This is a genomic window from Herbaspirillum sp. 1130 (genome assembly GCF_017833835.1).
Classification (GTDB): domain Bacteria; phylum Pseudomonadota; class Gammaproteobacteria; order Burkholderiales; family Burkholderiaceae_D; genus Herbaspirillum; species Herbaspirillum huttiense.
The window spans coordinates 700,287-721,192 of sequence record NZ_JAFICQ010000002.1 but is presented as its reverse complement, the minus strand read 5'-3'; the positions used below and the strand labels follow the sequence as shown (position 1 = coordinate 721,192).

Genomic DNA, 20,906 nt, shown 5'->3' with positions numbered 1-20,906 from the left:
ACATGGATGGCTTTCACGACCTCGGCGGTGTTCAGGGCTTCGGCCGGATTCCGCATACCATCAACAGCCTCGATTACAAGAAGGTCTTCAAGCAGGACTGGGAACACCTGGCCTATACCCTGATGTTCCTGGGTGCCGATCACATGAAGCTCTACAGCGTGGACGAAGTCCGTCACGCGGTGGAACGCATCGAGTTCCGCCAGCAGGCCAACACCCAGTACTACGAGCGCTATGTGATCGCCACCGCATCGCTGCTCGTGGAGCTAGGCGTGCTCACCCAGCAGGAGCTCGACGAGGCGCTGGGTTCCCACTTCCAGCTGGCCCGCCCCGCACAATCCCAGGGCCGCCCCGCCATCACCGGCCGCCCGCCCTTCGAAGTGGGCGACCGCGTCCTGGTACGCGACGAGCGTGTCACTGGCCACATCCGCTGCCCAGGCTATGTACGCGGCAAAGAGGGCGTGGTGCTGCACCGTACCACCGAACAATGGCCCTTCCCTGACACCATCGGCCACGGCGACAAGAGCGCCGTGATGCAGCCGACCTATCACGTCCAGTTCAGCAACCGCGATGTGTGGGGCGATGCCTGCGACGACGGCTTCGTGGTGGTCGACCTGTTCGAAGGCTATCTGGACAAAGTACCGCAACAAGGTGGACGCGCATGAACGAACCCGCGCCCGAGGTATTGCTGAATGCTCAGGCGCAGAGGATCCCGGTGACGGTGTTATCGGGATTTCTCGGATCTGGCAAGACCACCTTGCTCAACCATATCCTGCGCAACCGGGCGGGGATGAAAGTGGCGGTCATCGTCAATGACATGAGCGAAGTCAACATGGATGGCGACGATGTAAGGCGCAATACCGAACTCTACCGCGGCAATGATGAGCTGGTGGAGATGAGCAATGGCTGCATCTGCTGCACCTTGCGCGCTGATTTACTGGAGCAGGTCAGCGCATTGGCAAGGTCGGGCCGTTTCGATTATCTGCTGATCGAATCGACCGGCATTTCCGAGCCCATCCCGGTGGCGGAAACCTTTGCATTTCTCGACAGCGATGGTTTCAGCCTGAGCGAGCTGGCGCGACTGGACACGCTGGTCACGGTGGTCAACGGCGAAACGTTCCAACAGCAATTGGCTGACCACGTCACCATTGCCCAAGCCGATGGCGCCAGCACGCGCCCGCTTTCCGACCTGCTCATCGAGCAAGTCGAGTATGCCAACGTGATCCTGGTCAGCCGCATCGACCTGATCGACGCCAGCGCCTTCGCCGCGCTCAAGGCAGTGCTGCAGAAGCTCAATCCGACTGCACGGATTCTGCCGATGGCGCACGGCAAGGTCGATCTGGATCAGGTACTCGACACCAGACTGTTCGATCTGCCCAGCCTGGCCCGCATGCCAGGATGGATGCAGACCATGGATGGCGCCCACCCACCTTCGGAGGCCGACACCTACGGCATCTCTTCCAGCGTCTATCGCGCACGACTGCCCTTTCATCCCGGCCGGCTGCTGGATTGGCTCGGACGTCCTTGGCGCAACGGCCGCCTGCTGCGCTGCAAAGGCTATCTGTGGATGGCCAGCAGATATTCCGACATTGCCATGCTGGTCCAGACTGGCGGCCAGTTTCAGTGGGGCTTTGTGGGCCGCTGGTGGCGTTTCATCGAGCAGACCCAATGGCCGCAGGACAGCTATCGCCGGCAAGGCATCCAGGAAAAGTGGGACGCACTGGCGGGCGACTGCCGACAGGAACTGGTCTTCATTGGCCAAGGTATCGATTGGGACTTGCTGACCGAGGAGCTCGACGCCTGCCTGCTTACCACCACCGAAATCGAAGCCGGTCCGGACGCCTGGGCACAGCTATACGGTGCTGCCGCGTTCGACGAGCGCGCCAGTACCACTTTGCATTGATATTTTTCCCAGAAGGAGATCCCGCATGGAATCCGCAATCGACCAGCATCTCAAATGTCCTCGCACGCTCTCACGCCGGGTGGGCGACGATTACCAGCCGCCCTTCCCGATGTGGGTCGGCCGCGCTGACGAAAACCTGACGCAGGTAACGATGGCCTACCTGGGCATCCAGTTCAAGGAAGAAAAGCGGGCAGACGCGCTGCAGGCCATGCGCCACATCGTCTCCAGCTTCGCTCTGCCCGATGGCCCAGGCAACCATGACATGAGCTATCACCTCGACAACCAGGGCTATGGCAACTTCATCGTCGTCGGCTACTGGCGTGATGCGGGCCGCTATTGCCGCTGGATGCGCTCCCCCGACGTCGCCGGATGGTGGGACAGCGATGCCCGGCTCGCCGATGGCGTCGGCTACTTCAAGGAAGTCTTCTCGCCACGCGCCGAGCAGTTCGAGACCCTGTATGCCTTCAAGGAAGAGCTGCCAGGGGTGGGCGCTGTCATGGACCGCATCAGCGACGACATAGAAGAGCACGGATACTGGGGGTCGATGCGTGACCGTATTCCCGCTTCACAAGTGGACCGGATGCGCCCTTCAGGTCAGCTGGAAGTGATCTACGGCGAGCCCGCCAAAGGCGGCCGGGTGCGGCTCAAGGGGCATGACAACATCGCCCTGATCCGCTCCGGCCAGGATTGGGTCGATGCCGACCTGGAGGAGCGCGCGCTCTATTTCAACGAGATGCTGCCACCTCTGCAGGATGGCATGGACTTCCTGCGGGATCAGGGAAAGGAGATCGGCTGCTACAGCAACCGCTTCGTGCGCAATGTGGACCTGGAGGGCAATCTGCTCGACATTGCCTACGACATCGGCCACTGGCGCTCGCTGGATCTGCTGGAACGCTGGGCCGAATCACATCCCACCCACCTGCGCATCTTCACCACCTTCTTCAAGGTCGTCACCGGTTTGAAAAAACTCAGGCTTTATCACGAGGTATCAGTTTCCGATGGTGCTACGCAATGGCTGGAATACATCAACTGCCATCCGCAAACCGGCATGTTGCGCGACGCCAAGACTTCCTGAGCAGAAACGCCCGAGCCAGTCACCCGACAGGTCATCGGCAAGACCACTGGGCAATCCACCCAGTGGTTTTTTTTCGCCCTGAGCAACATCCTGGGCCCTGCCTGGAACGACGCCGCCTCACCAGCCAGCATTTGCTGCGCTGCGCTGAAAACGCTTTCCCCTGGCCGTTTTCCGGGCAATCGAGGGTCGTGAACTGCACGCAATCCATCAATCAAATTCCTCCTTCAGCGCAGCTTGTCCAGATATCCGAAGGCAGGCATAAATTTTGCACAAAATATGTAGCGCCATTGGCAGCGATGCATGAAATTCTATTGCCCTTGCGCGTTCATCTGGCGGATACTTTGCTACCGGGGATCGGTCCTCCAGCAGCCACAACGCTGCACGAAACCAGCCAGCCAAGCCCATTCGCCAGGCCGGTCATCAGCCAGCATATCTGCATCGACTCGATACATCAGGAGTGCCCCTTATGAAGGCTCAATACACCACTGAGATCGTCGAAGCGCCACGGCGCTTCGAGTATTGGAATGATGTCGTTTGTCGCCATTGCCTTCAGGCCGACAGCAAGCTGTTGGGCGCGCCAGTCTTCAACGGCGCCATGTCAGTGAGTTCCATCGGGATGCTCGATATGGCCATCATGAGCTCGCCCCTGCACCATTGGCGACGTGATGCGCACCATATTCGCTCAAATCCCGACGACGACCTGTGGCTTGCCTTCATGGTCTGCGGCGAAGCCTATCTGGCGCAGGACGGTCGCCAGACCCGTCTGCAATCGGGTGACATGGCCTTGTACGACGGCGCTCGGCCTTTCGAGTTCGCACTGGGTCCCGAGAAGATCTATCTGACCCGCTTGCCCCGCAAGTCATTGTTGAGCCGCTGTCCCGAAGCCGAACACCTGACCGCGCAGTTGATCGATGTCCGCCGGCCCGGTGTGATGGCGCTGCGCTCGATGCTGGAAGAAGCAGGCACTTGCGAATTCAACGACGCCGAGTCGGCGGTGCGCTACAGCGCTGCCTTGCTGGACGTGCTCGCCTTGAGCCTGGCCGCGCCCGGTTCCAGGGCAACTGCGGCAGAAAAGAATGATCTCTACAAACGTGTCCTCGCCTATCTGCGCGAGAACTATACCGACCCGCAACTCAACCTCCACGTCCTAGCCGCCGCTCACCACGTCTCTGAACGAACGCTGACACGCGCCTTTGCCCAGCACAACCAGACTCCCATGGACGTGCTGCGCCGGGTGCGACTGCAAGCCAGTTATCGCGCCCTCACCGAAGGCAATGCCGGCAATGTCACCACGGCGGCGCTGGACGCCGGGTTCTCCGATCTGTCCCACTTCAGCCGGGTATTCCGGGCCGCTTTTGGCTGTACCCCGCAGAGCCTGTTGTCGCACTAGGTCCCTGCTCCATAAAGAACAAAGAATAAAGGCTGCCGATTGGCAGCCTTTATTCTTTCGTTCGACCTACGTCACGTTTCACGAATGCGCTTGATCGCTGGTGATGGCTCGACCGATGACCAGGCGCTGGATATCATTGGCCCCTTCATAGATCTGGCAGATGCGCACGTCACGGTAAATGCGCTCGACCGGAAAGTCGCTGGTATAGCCGACGCCCCCATGGATCTGGATCGCATCGGAGGCAATTTTCTCGGCGGCCTCGGAAGCAAACATCTTGGCCATCGACGCCTCCTTGAGGCAAGGTCGTCCCTGATCCTTCAACTGGGCGGCGCGCCACACCATGAGCCTGGCGGCGTCCAGCAAGGTGTTCATGTCGGCCAGGCGGAAATTGACGGCCTGGTGCTCGATGATGGGGACTCCGAACGATTCCCGCTGCCGGGCATAGCTGACGGCGGCCTCGAAGGCGGCGCGCGCCATGCCCACGCTCTGCGCGGCAATGCCGATCCTGCCAGCTTCGAGATTGGACAAGGCGATGCGATATCCATCCCCTTCCTTGCCGAGCAAGGCTGCGACGGGAACACGGCAGTTGTCGAGCATGATCTGCACCGTATCGGAAGCATGCTGTCCCATCTTTTCTTCGCTGCGTCCGACCACGAAACCTGGGGTATCGCACGGCACCAGGAAGCAGGAGATGCCCTTCTTGCCTGCTGACCTGTCGGTGACGGCAAATACGATGGCCACCCCGGCGTGCTTGCCGCTGGTGATGAATTGCTTGGTCCCGTTGAGGATGAAATCGTCACCGTCTCGCTCGGCCTTGGTCTTGATGGCTGCCGCGTCCGATCCGGTGTGCGGCTCCGTCAGGCAGAAGCAGCCCAACATCTCGCCGCGTGCCAACGGCTTGAGCCACTGCTCTTTCTGGGCCGGGCTCCCGTACTTCTCGGTAATGCCACAGGCCAGGGAATTCTGGACCGAGACGATGGTTGAAGTCGCCCCGTCGCCTGCGGCAATCTCTTCCAGCGCCAGCACCAGGCTCATGTAATCCATTCCGGCGCCGCCCCACTGCTCCGGCACGCACATACCCATGGCGCCCAACTCGGCCAGTTCCTTCAGGGCCTCGGCGGGAAAGGTATGATTTCTGTCCCAGTCTGCGGCAAAAGGTAACAGGCGTTCTTGTGCAAACTGACGCATGGCGTCGCGAATCATCTCGTGCTCAGGGCTCAGCAACATCTCCATCTCTTTCTCCGTTTAAACGGCGTGCGACCGTCACGCCAGTGCCAGGGCGATGGCCGTCGCTTCGCCGCCGCCGATACACAGGCTTGCGATGCCGGTCTTGAGGCCGCGTGCCTTGAGTGCCCCCAACAAGCTCACAATGATGCGCGCACCGGAAGCACCGATAGGATGTCCCAATGCACAGGCCCCGCCATGGACATTGATCTTCTCCATGTCGATGTCCAGTTCCCGGCTGGCCGCCATGGGCACCACCGCAAACGCCTCGTTGATTTCAAACAGGTCGGTGCTGGCGGCATCCAACCCGGTCTTGGCGAAGATCTTGCGCAGCACGCCGATTGGCGCGGTGGGGAATTTCTCGGGCGCGCCGGCATACGAGGCATGACCCAGTATCCTGGCCAGGGGCGTCAAGCCCTGCTTCACTGCCTGCGATTCGCGCATCAGTACCAGGGCCGCCGCGCCGTCCGAGATGGAAGAGGAATTGGCCGCAGTGACGGTGCCATCGCTACGGAAGGCTGGCTTGAGGGTAGCGATGCGCTCCAGGTTCACCGCCATCGGTCCCTCATCGTGACGGATCACGAGGCTGCCCTTTTTGCCCGTCACATCGACGGGAACCACTTCCCAGTCGAAGCCGCCGTTGCTGATCGCCTCGCGCGCGCGCAAGGTGGACTGGACCGCGTAGGCGTCCTGCTGGTCGCGAGTGAAACCGAACTCACTGGCGCAATCCTCGGCGAAGCTTCCCATGAGTCGACCGCGATGCTGGTCCGAATACGCGTCTTCCAGTCCATCGAGGAACATGTGATCCAGCACCCTGTCGTGTCCCAGACGGTAACCCCGCCTCGCCTTGGGCAGCAGATAGGGCGCATTGGACATCGACTCCATGCCGCCTGCCACCACCATCGACGCGGAACCGGCCAGTATGCTGTCATGCGCCAGCATGACCGCTTGCATGGCCGAGCCGCAGACCTTGTTCAAGGTGGCACAGGCTACCGACTGCGGTAAGCCGGCGCGCAAGGCGGCCTGGCGTGCGGGGGACTGTCCCAGGCCTGCCTGCAGCACACAGCCCATCCATACCTGTCCGATCTGCGCAATCTGCTGCGCGGACAGGCGGGCACGTTGCAGGGCAGCCGACATCGCCACTGCCCCCAGTTGCGGGGCCGGCAGATCCGCCAGCGCGCCTTGGAAACTGCCCATCACCGTACGGGCAGCCGACACGATCACCACCGGGTCTGCGGACATGCTGGCTCCTTTTGCTTTTTCATTCATCTGTCTTTCTCTCGCTTGCTGACGTATCGGGCCTGGTGCCGCTACTTGGCGCTCATGCGAAGCGCACCATCCATCCGGATGACCTCGCCGTTCAGGTAGCGGTTTTCCAGGATGTACATGACCAGGCCGGCGAATTCGGAAGGTTTTCCGAGGCGAGGTGGAAAAGGTACGTTGCGGCTCAAGGATTCCAGCACCTCTTCCGGCATCCCCAGCATCATGGGCGTCTCGATGATGCCGGGCGCAATCGTCATGACCCGGATGCCATGACGCGCCAGCTCGCGTGCCATCGGCAAGGTCATCGATACCACCCCGCCCTTGGAGGCGGCATAGGCCACCTGCCCCATCTGTCCGTCGAAGGCGGCAATCGAGGCCGTATTGATGATGACGCCACGCTCGCCCTCTGCGTCAGCCTGGCCGCCGCTGATGTGCTGTGCCGCCAGCCGTGCCATGTTGAACGAGCCGACCAGGTTGATGTTCAGCGCGCGCATGAAGCTGTCCAATCGATGCACGCCGCTCTTGCCCAGCAGTTTTTCCCCCGGTGCAATGCCGGCGCAGTTGACCAGGCCGACCACCGGGCCCATGGTGGCGGCGACCGCAAAGACCTCTTGCGCACTGGACTCACTGGTGACGTCCGTCAACACGAATCGGGCATTGGCACCGAGTGTGGCCTGCATCTTTTCACCGGCCACCGGGTTGACGTCCGCCAGCACCACCTTCGCACCGGCCTTGATGAGCTGCTCGGCGGTCGCCGCACCCAGTCCGGAAGCTGCGCCGGTGACGACATAGACACCTTGTTTAATGGCCATGGTTATCCTCGATTATTCTTGATTGCATCAAACTCGATCATCATGCTTCAGGAATGGTCAGTCCGCCGATCCGCTTCCATCTGGCGCAGCATGAAGCGCTGCAGCTTGCCGCTGGGCGTCTTGGGCAGCGCCTCGAGAAACTCGATGGCACGCGGATAGGCATGGGCGGAGAGTCGCCGTTTGACGTGTTGTGCCAACTCCTCCGCCAATTTGTCATGGGCCTTGAACTTGTCCGACAGGACCACGAAGGCCTTGACGATCTCGGTGCGCTCCGGGTCGGGCAAGCCGATGACGGCCACATCGGCCACCGCAGGATGCTCCAGCAGCGCGCTTTCGACATCGAATGGCCCGATCCGGTAACCGGCTGAGGTAATCACGTCGTCGGAGCGACCAATGAAGCTGATGCTGCCGTTTTTCTCCAGCTCGACGTTGTCGCCGGTGGCGTAATAGCCGCCGGCAATGGCCGGGGTTTCCTGCTTCCAGTAACCGGAAAACCAGAACAGGGGCGAGCGCGCAATATCGATGGCCAGTTCGCCTGGCTGGTTCGCACCGAGCTCCTGCAGATTCTCGTCAAGCACCACCACGCGATACCCTGGCATGGCAAAACCGGCCGACCCGGGCACGGCCTCGTGCTGCAAGGCGTGATGGTTGTTGACCACCATCCCCAGCTCGGTCTGCCCGTAATGGTCATGGATGGGGACATCCAGAGCGCTGGCGAACCAGCGCACCACCTCGGCATTCAATGGTTCGCCGGCACTGCTGACGGTGCGTAGCTGGCCCTTGACGCTGGCTGCCGCTTCCTCGCCGGCGGCCATCATCATGCGATAGGCGGTGGGGGCGCCGGCCAGGCTGGTGATGCCCAGGCGGCGGATGATCTCGTAGGTTCCCTGGACGGTGAATGCGGCCTCATTGAAGGTAATGCCCTGACCGAGGGCCAAGGGACCGATGATGGCGTAATAGAGGCCATAGGCCCAACCCGGATCGGCCATATTCCAGAATCTGTCCTCCGGCAACAAGCCCACTGCCTGGCGCATGTAGAGCGCGAACGCCGGCAGGGCAGACAGCGGCACCGGTACCCCCTTGGCAGCGCCCGTGGTGCCCGAGGTGGACATCATGAGCATCAGGTCGCTGCCGGTTCGCATGACGGGGGCAAAGTCGTCGGACTGGGCGTCCACGGCCGCACGGAAATCGAGATCACCCGCGCGCACGGGCTCGCTGCTCTCCCTGATCGTGCAGACTTGCGGACAATTGGCGACCTCATCCAGCTTGGCCCGGTTGGCCGTATTGGTGACGATCAGGCTGGCACCGCTCAGTGCCAGCCGATGTTCTATGGCCTTGGGTCCGAAGGCCGTAAACAGAGGTTGATAGACCGCACCGGCGCGCAGCGTGCCGAGCACGGTGGCCAACAGTTCCGGCGTGCGCGGCAGCATGCCGGCCACGATCTGGCCCGGCTGTATCCCTTGCTGCCTGAGCAGATTGGCCACCCGCGCTGCCATCGAACGCAACTGGGCAAAACTGTACTGGCGATGCTCGCCTTGTGCGGACACAAAATCCAGGGCGATCTTGTCCCCGTCGACATGACGATCACAGCATTCGACACAGGCGTTGATGCCCGTCTCGAAATCTCCTTGGAACTGCTCTCGCAGCGCTTCGATGCGAAATGCCGCATAGGCGTCTGCATAGTCCGGCTTGCGCGGCTCGGGGGTAGGGTCAGGCATGGTGTCGTCTCCACTTTGTATTTTTGCGCTTACACTATGACTTCGATGTGTATGGCAATAGATACTAGGCGGGCAGAACATTGCAAGCAATGACAAATACCTGCTGATTCCTTGATCGGATTTACCATGTTGAAAAAGGTCAGCGAGACGCCTTCCATCCAGTTCTCGTTTGTTGAAGACGCCTTGCGCTGCCTGGTCAGGCAGGGATACGAGACTGCCCCGCTGCTAAAGGAGGCGGGACTGGACATGACGCAGGCGGGGCCTGTCACTGCAGAGCAATATGGGGCATTGTGGCTGGCGATTGCGCGGACTACGGACGATGAATTCTTCGGCCTTTCTGCGCGGCCGATGCGCCACGGAAGCTTCACCTTGCTGTGCCATGCCGTGCTGCATGCACAGTCGCTTGGGCAGGCCTTGCGGCGCGCGTTGCGTTTTCTGCGCATCGTGCTTGATGAGCCGTATGGAGAATTGCAGATTGATGGCGGCAAGGCCCACATCATCCTGATCAAGAACAGATCGCCCTATCCTGCCTTTGCCTATCGCACATTTTTGCTACTGGTGCTGGGACTGGCCTGCTGGCTGGTCGGCCGGCGCATTCCTTTGCAGTGCATCGACTTTTCTTGCTCGATTCCGGAAGGGCGGCCTGATTACCTGGAATTCTTCGGGGTGCCCGTCAACTTCAACAAAGCGCGCTGCGCCCTGAGCTTCGACGCCGTCTATCTCGACCTTCCGGTGATCCGCTCGGACATCGCCTTGAAGCCCTTCCTGCGCGATGTCCCCGCCAACCTGCTGGTGCGTTACCGTCACGATACCGGTTGGGTCACCAAGCTGCGAGCCCATCTGAAGCAATCCTCCCCCAGCGACTGGGCAGACTTCGATGCCATTGCAGAGCGCCTCGGCGTCTCGCCTGCGACCCTGCGACGTCGCCTGCGCGAAGAAGGACAAAGTTATGCATCGCTCAAGGACGAGATACGCAGCGGCATCGCCCAGACATTGCTCGCAGAAAATGAATTGAGCGTGGCTGCCATTGCTGTGCATCTTGGCTTTACTGAAGCCAGTGCGTTTCACCGGGCCTTCCGCAAGTGGACAGGGAAAAGCCCTGGGGCTTATCGGCGGGACTTGTTGCAGATCAGGGTGATGGATTCTCAGCGCTGAGGTTGAGGTCGCGTGCGAAGGTAGAGGGCGGGTTAAATCATGTCGGGAGCGGGGTGCTTCACGGATGGTGATTTGCTCGCGAGAGCTGACTGACCCTCGCGAATTGACCTGTTTTCCACTGCCTGCCAAAGGCAGCCACGCGGTCTTAGGGCTCGTCATAGCCTGTTCTTCAAACTCCGGCGGCAGGTCGGGCAAACGTCGGAAGTCAAAAAAAAAAAGGGCTTACGTTTTACCGTAAGCCCTTCTATATGGTGGCCCCCCCGTGAGTCGAACACGGCACCAACGGATTATGAGTCCGCTGCTCTAACCAAGCATGAGCTAGGGGGCCAAAAAATCAGCCGGCGATTTTAACATCTCGCCGGCCAATCCTGACTCACCCTTAAGATCAATTCCCTTCCAGGAAGCTCTTGAGCTTGTCCGAACGCGAAGGATGACGCAGCTTGCGCAATGCCTTGGCTTCGATCTGACGAATACGCTCGCGGGTCACGTCGAACTGCTTGCCCACTTCTTCCAGCGTATGGTCGGTCGACATCTCGATACCGAAACGCATGCGCAGCACCTTCGCTTCGCGCGGGGTCAGCGAATCCAGGATGTCCTTGACCACGTTGCGCATCGAGGCATGCAAGGCCGCATCGGCCGGCGCCAGCGTGTTGTTGTCTTCGATGAAGTCGCCCAGATGGGAGTCGTCGTCGTCACCGATCGGCGTTTCCATGGAGATCGGTTCCTTGGCGATCTTCATGATCTTGCGGATCTTGTCTTCCGGCATTTCCATCTTGATCGCCAGGGTCGCGGGATCCGGCTCGGCACCGGTTTCCTGCAGGATCTGACGCGAGATGCGGTTCATCTTGTTGATCGTTTCGATCATGTGCACCGGAATACGAATGGTGCGCGCCTGGTCAGCGATCGAGCGGGTGATGGCCTGACGGATCCACCAGGTCGCATAGGTCGAGAACTTGTAGCCGCGACGATATTCGAACTTGTCCACCGCCTTCATCAGACCGATGTTGCCTTCCTGGATCAGGTCCAGGAACTGCAGGCCACGGTTGGTGTACTTCTTGGCGATCGAGATCACCAGACGCAGGTTGGCCTCGGTCATCTCACGCTTGGCCATGCGCGCCTTCTTCTCGCCGGCGCCCATCTTCTTGTTGATCGCACGCAGGTCCGGCAGCGGCAGTACCACGCGCGCCTGCAGGTCGATCAGCTTCTGCTGCAGTTCCTTGATGGCCGGCACATTGCGGCTCAACACGGCGCTGTAGTCATGGTTGGCGGCGACTTCGCCATCCACCCAGTCCAGGTTCACTTCATTGCCCGGGAACACCTTGATGAAGTGCGCGCGCGGCATGTTGCACTTGTTGACGGCCACGTCCAGGATCTGGCGTTCCACGGTACGCACTTCGTCCACCTGCGCACGCAGGGTGTCGCACAGCTTCTCGACGATCTTGGCGGTGAAGCGGATGCCCAGCAGCTCGTTGGAAATGATTTCCTGTGCCTTGACGTAAGGCTTGGAGTTGTAGCCTTCCTTCTCGAAAGCCTTGCGCATGTTCTCGAACTGGGTGCCGATGACGGCGAACTTGCCCAGCGCGTCGCGCTTCAACTGTTCCAGCTGTTCGGCGGAGAAGCCGGCGGCACCAGAGCCGCTGCTCTCGTTTTCCTCTTCTTCTTCGTCTTCTTCCTCTTCTTCCTCTTCCTCGTCGTCCTCATCGGAGTCGGAAGAGGCCGCCTCGACCTGCTGTTCGCTCTCGTTGGGATCGACCAGGCCGTCGACAATTTCGTCGACCTTGATCTCATCCTTGGAGATGCGGTCAGCCGCAGCCAGGATCTCGGCGATCGTGGTCGGGCAGGCGGAGATGGCCTGGATCATGTCCTTCAGGCCATCTTCGATGCGCTTTGCGATTTCGATTTCGCCTTCGCGGGTCAGCAGTTCGACCGAACCCATTTCACGCATGTACATGCGCACCGGGTCGGTGGTACGGCCGAAATCGGAATCGACGGTCGACAGTGCAGCTTCGGCTGCGGCTTCGGCGTCATCATCGCTGGCCACGTTGGCCACGTTGTCCGACAGCAGCAGGGTTTCCGCATCAGGAGCGTGCTCGTAGACCGAGATGCCCATGTCGCTGAAGGTACCGATGATGCCTTCGATGGCTTCTGGATCGACGATGTTTTCCGGCAGGTGGTCGTTGATTTCCGAGAAGGTCAGGAAACCACGTTCCTTGCCCAGCTTGATCAGGGTCTTGAGCTTCTGGCGACGGCGCTCCAGCTCTTCTTCGCTGGCTTCGGTGTCGGAAGAGAAAGCGTCCTTCAGCAAGGCCTTTTCCTTGGCCTTGCGGTCCTTGGCCTTGGCCTTGTCGGCGGCCTTCAGTTCGGTACGCTCGATGGTGTTCAGTGCGGCAACTTCATCGCTCTCGGGCTGGAATTCCTTGGGCTTGCGGCCACGGCGGCCCGGCACCTTGACGCTCGGCAGCACATAGCCGGACGTGTCGATGGCTGCCAGGGCAGCGGCATCAGTGGTTTGGCTTACGCTCGACGCAGCAGTCGCGCTGACATCTTTGCCTTCCACCTGTGCGGCTTTGGTGGTCTTGGCGGTCTTGGTTTCGGGTTTCTTGGTGGTCACGGAAGTCTTCGTCGCTTTCACAGAAACCGCTTGTTCGGCGGCTTGAGGTAACTTGTTGGCTGGCGTTGCAGTCGCTTTGGGCGATGCGGCGCGGGCCGGCTTGGCGGCAGTTGTCTGGGCTGCCGTCTTTTTCGGCGTCGCTGCTGCTGCAGTCTTGGCCGTGGGTTTTACGGTAACAGCAGCCTTCGCCGTCCCCTTGACTGGCGATTTGGCGGCTACCGCCTGGGTGGTCTTGGCCGCAGCGGTCGATTTTACCGCCGCTGCCGTCTTGCTGCTCTTTGCCGACGCTGCTGGAGTTTTCGCGGGTTTCTTCATTGCATTTGCCATAGAATCAACTGCCAATTGAGAATTCACTCATTGCGCCAATCAAGTCATGCTAATGATGCAACTCCGGTACCGGTTGCCCGGTAGACTCCGGCTGCACGCGCAACGTTCCTTTTACCGGCGGGCCATCGATCGCGCGCAGCAGGCAGTCATGCCGCTTGCAATCCGGCAGCGATACCGCTGTCTGCCGTCCTCCCTCCCGATGCGCCGGGGTGAAGGCATGTCGCCGCAGGGTGGGGATGCAAGAGCCATCCGGCGGAACTAAAGCCCTCTATTATAGCACAGATGGGGCTCTTTTCCCTGGGATCAAGCCGCGATATTCGGCCATCCGCCAGCGATCCGGTGCGTAAAACACGACAATTTGCAGTGCTTTACCGCGTTTTCCACACCAGGCCGATTTCTGCTTCCCTAATCCTGCTCACTCTTCAGATCGGGTCACGCAAACATCACGCAAGACCCTCCCTGCCGATTCTTCCTTCAGCCCCCTCCCCGCTTCCACGGGAAAGCCGCCCGTCAACCTGCTGCGACCGCACCGCCGGTCTGGCGCTTGAGCCATTCCTTGCGCTGCATCAGCTCACGATAGCGATTGCGCTCTTCCTCGGTGCGCAGGTTGGAGGCCACCAGCATCTGCATCTCGTCATCGAGCGCGCGGATCCTGGCCTGGCGGATGGCACCGGCCATCTCGGCCCGCACCACATCAAATTCGGATTCCGACTCGGCCGCGATTTCCGCGATCATCGAGTCAAACTCGGGGCCGCCCTCGCGCAGGTGCTCGACCAGCGCGGCGAAATTGGCCTGCTCGCCCATGCCCTGGGCCACACCGACCAGATGCGCCAGTAGCTCGGCCTGGTCGGGCGCGATGCGGGCGATGGCTTCCAGCGCGGCGGCATCGAGGTCGGCCGAGAGTTGCGGATGCGCCACCAGCAGCCGCATGATCTGGCGCTCCAGCCCGACCGGGGCGGTGCGCTTGGTGCGCGGCGGGGCGCTGCGTACGCGCGCCACCGGCTTTTCCAGTTCAAACAGCACTTCCAGCTCGGCCGGCGTGGTCTGCGTGGCCTGGGCCACGCTGCGCACGATCTGCAGGCGCAGACCGGATGCCGGCAAGGCCTGCAGCAGCGGCTTGGCGGCAAACTGCGCATGAGCGCGGCCTTCGGGCGTACGCAAGTCGTTCTCGCCGATGATTTCCTTCAACAGGAACTGCGACAGCGGCATGGCTTCGCGGATCTGCTCTTCAAAGGCCGGCGCGCCCATCTCGCGCACATAACTGTCAGGGTCGTGTTCCTTGGGCAGGAACAGGAACTTGATGGTCTTGTTGTCCGAAGCATGCGGCAGGCAGGCCTCCAGCGCGCGGCGCGCGGCGCGGCGGCCGGCGTTGTCGCCGTCGAAGCTGAAGATCACTTCATCGGTCTGGCGCACCAGCTTTTGCACGTGGATGGGCGTACACGCCGTTCCCAATGTGGCCACGGCCTGCGGGAAACCCAGCTGGGCCAGCGCCACCACATCCATGTAGCCTTCGGTGACCAGCACATAACCCGCCTCGCGGATCGCCTGGCGCGCCTCGAACAGGCCATACAGCTCGCTGCCCTTCTGGAACAGCGGCGTTTCGGGCGAGTTCAGGTACTTCGGTTCACCACCGTCCATCACCCGGCCACCAAAGCCGATCACCTGGCCCTTGGTATTGCGGATGGGGAACATGATCCGGCCACGGAAGCGGTCATACCGCTTGCGATGGCCACCACCCTCTTCGCTCTTGTCGATGACGAGGCCGGACTCGACCAGCACTTCGTTCTCGTAGTCAGGGAAGACCTGGCGCAGGCTGTCCCACTCGTCCGGCGAATAGCCCAAGCCAAAGCGGGCAGCGACTTCGCCGGTCAGTCCGCGGCCCTTGAGATAGGCAATCGCGGGCTGGGCACTGCGCAGCTGATGACGATAAAAATCGTTGGCGCGCGTCATCACGTCCGACAGGGCCATGCTCTTGGCCTGCTTTTCCTGGCGCTGCGCCAGGGGGATGTTGTCTTCGCGCTCGGGCACCACCATGCCCACGTTCTGGGCCAGATCCTTCACCGCTTCCACGAATCCCATCCCCGAATACTCGATCAGGAAACTGATCGCCGTACCATGCGCGCCGCAGCCGAAGCAGTGATAGAACTGCTTGGTCGGGCTGACGGTGAAGCTGGGGGATTTCTCGTTGTGGAAGGGGCACAGGCCCATGAAGTTGGCGCCGCCCTTCTTCAGTTGCACATAACGACCGACCACGTCGACGATGTCGACGCGGTTGAGCAGGTCCTGGATGAACGACTGAGGAATCACCTGGGCAGCGGGGCGTTAGGCAACGAGGCGAAGGGGCTGCTTACGCAGCCAGCGCGGCCTTGACCAGGGCGGACACGGCCGTCATGTCGGCACGTCCGGCCAGCTTGGGCTTCAACACGCCCATGACCTTGCCCATGTCCTGGGGACCGGCAGCACCGGTGGCAGCCACGGCGGCCTGGACTTCAGCCTTGATCTCGTCATCCGACAGGCTGGCCGGCATGTAGGTGGCCAGCACGGCCAGTTCGGCCTTTTCAACGTCAGCCAGGTCCTGGCGACCGCCGGCTTCGAACTGGGAGATGGAATCCTTGCGCTGCTTGACCATCTTGTCGATGATGGCCAGCACGTGGGCGTCGGTCAGTTCGACGCGCTCATCGACTTCCTTCTGCTTCATCGCGGCGGTCAAGAGGCGGATAGTGCCCAGCTTGCCCATGTCCTTGGCGCGCATGGCGGCCTTCATGTCTTCCGTGATCTGCTCTTTCAAACCCATGGGGTACTCCGAAGATGAGGTGGATGAGTATTCTGCGATCTGGCGCCATCCCGCATCCAGTATTCCGGGCAGCAACAAAGCAAGGCCCGGTCTTGGCATCGTAGAACATGGATGGGCTTATCGCCAGCCCGAATTGGTGCTTTCCTTCCTATTTGGGGCTGCCAACAGGAAAAACCAGGCCAGCCAGGCACCCGGAGAAAACACCTCGACAAATCGGGAATAAATGCGAAAACCCGCTGCGGACCAACACCGGAGCGGGTTTACACATCGGCCGCACGAGTGCGCGGCGAGAAATTCTTAGTACAGCTTCTTCGGCAGCTGTTGGCTGCGGATACGCTTATAGTGACGCTTCACGGCAGCAGCCAGCTTGCGCTTGCGCTCAGCGGTCGGCTTTTCGTAGAACTCGCGTGCGCGCAGTTCGGTCAGCAGACCGGTCTTCTCGATGGTGCGCTTGAAGCGACGCATTGCAACTTCGAACGGCTCGTTCTCTTTAACGCGAATAGTGGTCATGTAAATTCAAACCAGAAAGGTTAGGTTGGATTAGCAAAGAAAGCGATTGTAGCAGCACTGGCACCCGATTGGAAGGCCAAACGTGGCATTTTTTCCACCACCGTGGTAAAAAACGGATAAGAATCAGGCACTTATCACAGTCAAGATGATCCTTCACCTGAAGTCAAGGGCGAATGAAGGAAAAAGTCCAACACCTGCCTTCCAGGCCGCCCTCACACCGCGGAACCCGCCGCCACGCCTGAGGCCCACGCCCACTGGAAATTGTAGCCGCCGAGCCAGCCGGTCACGTCCGTCGCTTCGCCGATGAAATGCAGTCCCGGCACCTTGTTGGCCATCATGGTCTGCTGCGACAACTCACGCGTATCCACGCCGCCCAGCGTGACCTCGGCCTTGCGATAACCTTCCGAGCCACTGGGCAGGATCACCCAGTGATTGAGCGAGTCACCCAGCTTCTTGAGCGACTTGTCGGGCATGTCGGCAATGCGCGCGTTGGCATCGAAGCCATTGATCTTGAGCCAGCCTTCGGCCAGGCGGTTGGGCAGCCACTGTGCCAGCAGATTGCCGAGATTCTTCTTCAGCGTGCCCTTGCCGTGGATCAGCAACTGCGCCACATCCAGTTCCGGCAAGAGATTGAGCCGCAGCGGCGTGCCCGGCCGCCAGAAACTGGAAATCTGCAGGATGGCCGGCCCGGACAGCCCGCGATGGGTGAACAGCAGGTCTTCAAGGAAATGTCCGCGCTCCTTCTTCTCGCCGGTCTCCACCGACACCTCCAGCGCGATGCCGGCCAGTTCGGTGAGCGACTGCCAGGCCTTGCCGTCGAAGGTCAGCGGCACCAGGCCGGGACGCGTCTCCACCAGCTTCAGGTCGAACTGGCGCGCGATGCGATAGGCGAAATCGGTGGCCCCGATCTTGGGAATGGACAAGCCGCCGGTCGCAATCACCAGACTGCTGGCCTGGATCTCGCCGGCACTGGTAGCGATGCGGAACTGTTCACCGCTCTTGCCGACCTCCTGCACCGTACAGGGCATGCGCCAGCTGACGTTGCCCGCCTCGCACTCGGCCTTGAGCATGGCGATGATGTCTTCGGCAGAGTCATCGCAGAAGAGCTGCCCCTTGTGCTTCTCATGAAAACCGATGCGATGGCGCTTGACCAGCCCGATGAAATCCTGCGGCGTATAACGCGACAAGGCGCTGCGGCAGAAATGCGGATTCTGCGAGAGATAGTGCTGCGGACCCGCCCCCACATTGGTGAAATTGCAGCGGCCACCGCCGGAGATGCGGATCTTCTCGGCCAGCTTGCCGGCATGGTCGATGAGCACCACGCGGCGGCCGCGCTGGCCGGCCACGGCGGCACACATCATGCCGGCCGCACCGGCGCCGATGATGGCGACATCAAATTGATTGGGATTGTTCTTGCTCATGCTTCCTCCGGCACGCATCTCGGTGCAGCCCGAGGCCGCTTCAAAGCCGTGATTGTCCGCGATCCCGCCCCGAAAACACAAGAGCCAGGAAACAACGTGCGCTCGGGAAGCCACAAAGACCAAGGGCCGGCATCTTGCGATACCGGCCCTTCGCCTTCTTCCTCCCATCATCCCGCGTGCTCTGCAAACACGCGGAATGCCAGGTGCCTCAACTTTGGTGCAACTTTATCCTAACCAGCAATTTAAATCATTTATATCGTTTACTGAAAATACGGCGGCGGCTCCACGCCCATCCACAATTCCGAGGACAAGCGCATCATGTCATTGAGCGAGCCCCGCTGCGCAAACATCTGGCGCAGCCAGCTGGCATCGGACAAGCGATCATGCGCGATGCGGCGCAGGCGCGTGATGGTCTGCTGCTCGGCCTCGTTGGCCACATAGGGTTCCAGCAACTGCAATTGCTGCAGCAGGTGTTCATAGATGGGCAGCTTGCGCGATTGCGAAGGCGTCGCGCCGTGCAGGGCCAGCTGGCCGTTGAGCCCGAAGCGGCTGGCCTCGAAGCGGTTGAACTGGTACAGCAGATAGAAATCATCGCCGACCACGAAAGGCCGCTCAGTGAGGATCCAGCGCGCCAGCAATTGCGCATAGGCACCCAGGTGCGCCGCATGCTCGATGGTCAGCGGCGTATCGCAGACGCGGATTTCCACGGTGCCGTATTCCGGCTTGGGACGGATATCCCAATAGAAATCCTTCATGCTGGCGATGATGCCCATTTGGTGCAGTTCATCGTAATACGTCTCGAACTCGGCCCACTTGGTATGCACCGGTGCCGTTCCCGACAGCGGAAACGCCCGCACCACGTTGCTGCGCGAGGAATCGAACTTGGTGTCCGCGCCCTGGTAGAAGGGCGACGCCGCCGACAGCGCGATGAAGTGCGGCACGTAACGCGAGAAGCCGTGCGTGAGATACAGCGCATCATCGCCGTTCTCCACACCGATGTGGATGTGCTGGCCGAAGACGGTAAAGGTCTTGGCCAGGTAGCCGTATTTCTCGTGCAGATAATGGAAGCGCTCGCTGGGCGTGATGCGCTGCTCGTTCCAGTGCTGGAAGGGATGCGCGCCACCGCCGGAGACATCGATGTTGAGATATTGCGCGCCACGGTTCAAGGCGCCGCGCAAGCCCTTCAGTTCTTCGATCAGTTCATCCACGCGGGTGTGGATGCCCGAGTTGAGCTCGATCATCCCCTGCGTCATTTCCAGCTTGATCTGTTTTTGCAGGTCACGCGGCTCAATCCAGTTCAGCAGATCGACCGCATCGCTGGCCAGGTTGTAGTTGCGGCGGTTGACCAGTTGCAGTTCCAGCTCGATGCCCATGGTGAAGGGCGTGGAGGAACCGAACGGCAGGATGCCGGCGCTGCCCTGCGGACCGGCCACATGGGCCTGGGTACCGGGGGCATCGTGTTCGTTGCGGATCAGTGTCTCGGTATTCATTCGCGTCCACTCTCTCCAGATTTGATCAGGGCAAACTGGGTTGCCACCGGCCCCAGGAATTCCAGGACCACCATGCTGCCCGCCAGCAGCGGCAAGACATTGGCCGTGGTGTGCGGATACAGCGACGAAACGGTTTGCATCAGGCCCACGCCGACTTCGGTCATGGGCAAGGTGCCCAGCGTGAGCAGGCCGGCCTGCCGCCAGTTCATGCGGGCAAAGCGGGCAAACAGGAACACGCCCAAGCCCATCGCCAGGAAACGCGCCGCGATCAGGATCAGCACCGAGAAGCCCAGCAGGCTCAAGTCCGACAGCTTCATCGATGCGCCCACGGTGACGAAGAGCATCACCACGAACAACTCGTTGGCGACACCAAACTCCAGCTCCATCAGATCGAACTGGCGATCCAGATTCTTGGAGAGGATGGCGAAGATCAGCATGGTCAGCATCACCGGCAGATGCAGCGCATGCGCCACGCCGATGGCCAGTGCAATCACCGAGATCACCAGCACGAACTGCGAGCTGTTCTCGCGGCCCAGCAGGCGCGCCAGCGGCATCATCAGCCAGTAGGTCAGATAGGCCAGGATGGCCGAGCCGACCAGCGAATACAGGGTGTGCTGGATCAGCGTCCAGACGGGCGTGCCGGCCTCATGCGCGATCACCGGCAAGAGCGCATAGGCGGCCAGTACGGCCACGAAGTTGTTGAGCGCGGTCATGGCCGCCAGGCGGCGCGTGACCTGGCCTTCCGCCTTGAGGTCGCGCAGCACCACCAGCACCACGGCCGGTGCGGTGGCAATGGCCATCACGCCACCCAAGAGCGCCATGACCGAATCGGTACCGAACCAGGTCAGGGCGATGCTGACGAAACCGAAGCACAGCACGGCCGAGACGGCCACCGTGATCATCAGCCATTTTTCGCGGCGCAGCCAGCCGATGTCGACGTAGCGTCCCAACTGGTACACCACCAGCGCCACGGCAATGTCGGCAAAGATGTTGGTGACCTTGAGGACTTCACCGGAAAGCAGATTGAACCCGCCGGCACCCAAGAGGAAACCGACCAGCAGATAACCCGTGATGCGAGGCACCCATGGGGACTTGGAAACTACGTAGCCCGCGATCAGCCCGAAGAGCAGCAGGCCGCCGAATACCAGCAGGGCATTCCATTGCAGCGTCTGTGCGAGGGTGAACGACGGAAGAGCCCACTCCATATCTCCTCCTG

17 protein-coding genes and 1 tRNA gene are annotated in these 20,906 nt (G+C 61.0%); 6 read left to right on the top strand and 12 right to left on the bottom strand.

Translation table 11 applies throughout. The features are described 5' to 3' along the window. The first annotated feature begins 2 nt into the window (after positions 1–2). The 4 genes from nthB to JOD78_RS12030 all read left to right on the top strand — a co-directional run bounded on the left by nthB (position 3) and on the right by JOD78_RS12030 (position 4,365). Positions 3–662 (top strand): nitrile hydratase subunit beta, encoded by a 660-nt coding sequence (nthB, locus tag JOD78_RS12045; protein WP_209567942.1) that lies wholly within the window; start codon positions 3–5, stop codon positions 660–662. Next, positions 659–1,900 carry a GTP-binding protein gene (locus JOD78_RS12040; protein WP_209567944.1) on the top strand — a complete coding sequence of 414 codons (1,242 nt, stop codon included), beginning with the start codon at positions 659–661 and terminating at the stop codon, positions 1,898–1,900. Before nthB ends, JOD78_RS12040 begins: the two co-directional genes overlap by 4 nt. Before the next feature lie 25 nt (positions 1,901–1,925). Then, positions 1,926–2,975 (top strand): phenylacetaldoxime dehydratase family protein, encoded by a 1,050-nt coding sequence (locus tag JOD78_RS12035; protein ID WP_209567947.1) that lies wholly within the window; start codon positions 1,926–1,928, stop codon positions 2,973–2,975. A 466-nt stretch (positions 2,976–3,441) separates the two neighbouring features. Further along, positions 3,442–4,365 carry a helix-turn-helix domain-containing protein gene (locus JOD78_RS12030; RefSeq protein ID WP_209567948.1) on the top strand — a complete coding sequence of 308 codons (924 nt, stop codon included), beginning with the start codon at positions 3,442–3,444 and terminating at the stop codon, positions 4,363–4,365. A 78-nt stretch (positions 4,366–4,443) separates the two neighbouring features. Here JOD78_RS12030 and JOD78_RS12025 read toward each other — a convergent pair whose 3' ends face one another. From JOD78_RS12025 to JOD78_RS12010, 4 genes are all read right to left on the bottom strand, one after another. After that, entirely contained in the window at positions 4,444–5,592 is a 1,149-nt protein-coding gene (locus JOD78_RS12025) for an acyl-CoA dehydrogenase (RefSeq protein WP_209567950.1), read from the bottom strand. 36 nt (positions 5,593–5,628) lie between these two features. Next, positions 5,629–6,831: an acetyl-CoA C-acyltransferase gene (locus JOD78_RS12020; protein WP_209567952.1), complete on the bottom strand. Its 1,203-nt coding sequence runs from the start codon at positions 6,829–6,831 to the stop codon at positions 5,629–5,631. 68 nt (positions 6,832–6,899) lie between these two features. Next, positions 6,900–7,664 (bottom strand): SDR family NAD(P)-dependent oxidoreductase, encoded by a 765-nt coding sequence (locus JOD78_RS12015; protein WP_209567954.1) that lies wholly within the window; start codon positions 7,662–7,664, stop codon positions 6,900–6,902. 47 nt (positions 7,665–7,711) lie between these two features. Then, the gene (locus tag JOD78_RS12010) at positions 7,712–9,382 is read right to left on the bottom strand and encodes an AMP-binding protein (protein ID WP_209567956.1); all 1,671 of its coding nucleotides are present in this window, start codon (positions 9,380–9,382) and stop codon (positions 7,712–7,714) included. Positions 9,383–9,508: 126 nt separating this feature from the next. On the opposite strand from JOD78_RS12010, the gene JOD78_RS12005 reads away from it, so the two are divergent. Continuing rightward, on the top strand, positions 9,509–10,537 hold the full coding sequence (locus JOD78_RS12005; RefSeq protein ID WP_209567958.1) for an AraC family transcriptional regulator: 1,029 nt from the start codon (positions 9,509–9,511) through the stop codon (positions 10,535–10,537). A 249-nt stretch (positions 10,538–10,786) separates the two neighbouring features. Here JOD78_RS12005 and JOD78_RS12000 read toward each other — a convergent pair. Both JOD78_RS12000 and rpoD read right to left on the bottom strand, forming a co-directional pair. Beyond that, a tRNA-Ile gene (locus JOD78_RS12000) sits at positions 10,787–10,865 on the bottom strand. 57 nt (positions 10,866–10,922) lie between these two features. Continuing rightward, positions 10,923–13,148 carry an RNA polymerase sigma factor RpoD gene (gene rpoD, locus JOD78_RS11995; protein ID WP_008325811.1) on the bottom strand — a complete coding sequence of 742 codons (2,226 nt, stop codon included), beginning with the start codon at positions 13,146–13,148 and terminating at the stop codon, positions 10,923–10,925. A 52-nt stretch (positions 13,149–13,200) separates the two neighbouring features. Between rpoD and JOD78_RS28300 the strand changes: the two genes are divergently transcribed. Next, positions 13,201–13,494, top strand: a complete 294-nt coding sequence (locus JOD78_RS28300) for a hypothetical protein (protein ID WP_227022640.1) — start codon at positions 13,201–13,203, stop codon at positions 13,492–13,494. A gap of 491 nt (positions 13,495–13,985) precedes the next feature. Here JOD78_RS28300 and dnaG read toward each other — a convergent pair whose 3' ends face one another. The 6 genes from dnaG to JOD78_RS11965 form a co-directional block, all read right to left on the bottom strand. Next, positions 13,986–15,782 (bottom strand): DNA primase, encoded by a 1,797-nt coding sequence (dnaG, locus tag JOD78_RS11990; RefSeq protein WP_039790070.1) that lies wholly within the window; start codon positions 15,780–15,782, stop codon positions 13,986–13,988. A 40-nt stretch (positions 15,783–15,822) separates the two neighbouring features. After that, positions 15,823–16,269, bottom strand: coding sequence for a GatB/YqeY domain-containing protein (locus JOD78_RS11985; RefSeq protein ID WP_121044756.1), 447 nt, complete (start codon positions 16,267–16,269; stop codon positions 15,823–15,825). A 297-nt stretch (positions 16,270–16,566) separates the two neighbouring features. Further along, the gene (gene rpsU, locus JOD78_RS11980) at positions 16,567–16,779 is read right to left on the bottom strand and encodes a 30S ribosomal protein S21 (RefSeq protein ID WP_006462949.1); all 213 of its coding nucleotides are present in this window, start codon (positions 16,777–16,779) and stop codon (positions 16,567–16,569) included. Positions 16,780–16,991: 212 nt separating this feature from the next. Further along, complete coding sequence (locus tag JOD78_RS11975; RefSeq protein WP_209532435.1) at positions 16,992–18,200, bottom strand: NAD(P)/FAD-dependent oxidoreductase; 1,209 nt, start codon at positions 18,198–18,200, stop codon at positions 16,992–16,994. Between the two features lie 260 nt (positions 18,201–18,460). Then, positions 18,461–19,690 carry a YbdK family carboxylate-amine ligase gene (locus tag JOD78_RS11970; RefSeq protein WP_227022641.1) on the bottom strand — a complete coding sequence of 410 codons (1,230 nt, stop codon included), beginning with the start codon at positions 19,688–19,690 and terminating at the stop codon, positions 18,461–18,463. Beyond that, complete coding sequence (locus JOD78_RS11965; protein WP_034331088.1) at positions 19,687–20,895, bottom strand: cation:proton antiporter; 1,209 nt, start codon at positions 20,893–20,895, stop codon at positions 19,687–19,689. Before JOD78_RS11965 ends, JOD78_RS11970 begins: the two co-directional genes overlap by 4 nt. Positions 20,896–20,906: the final 11 nt, after the last annotated feature.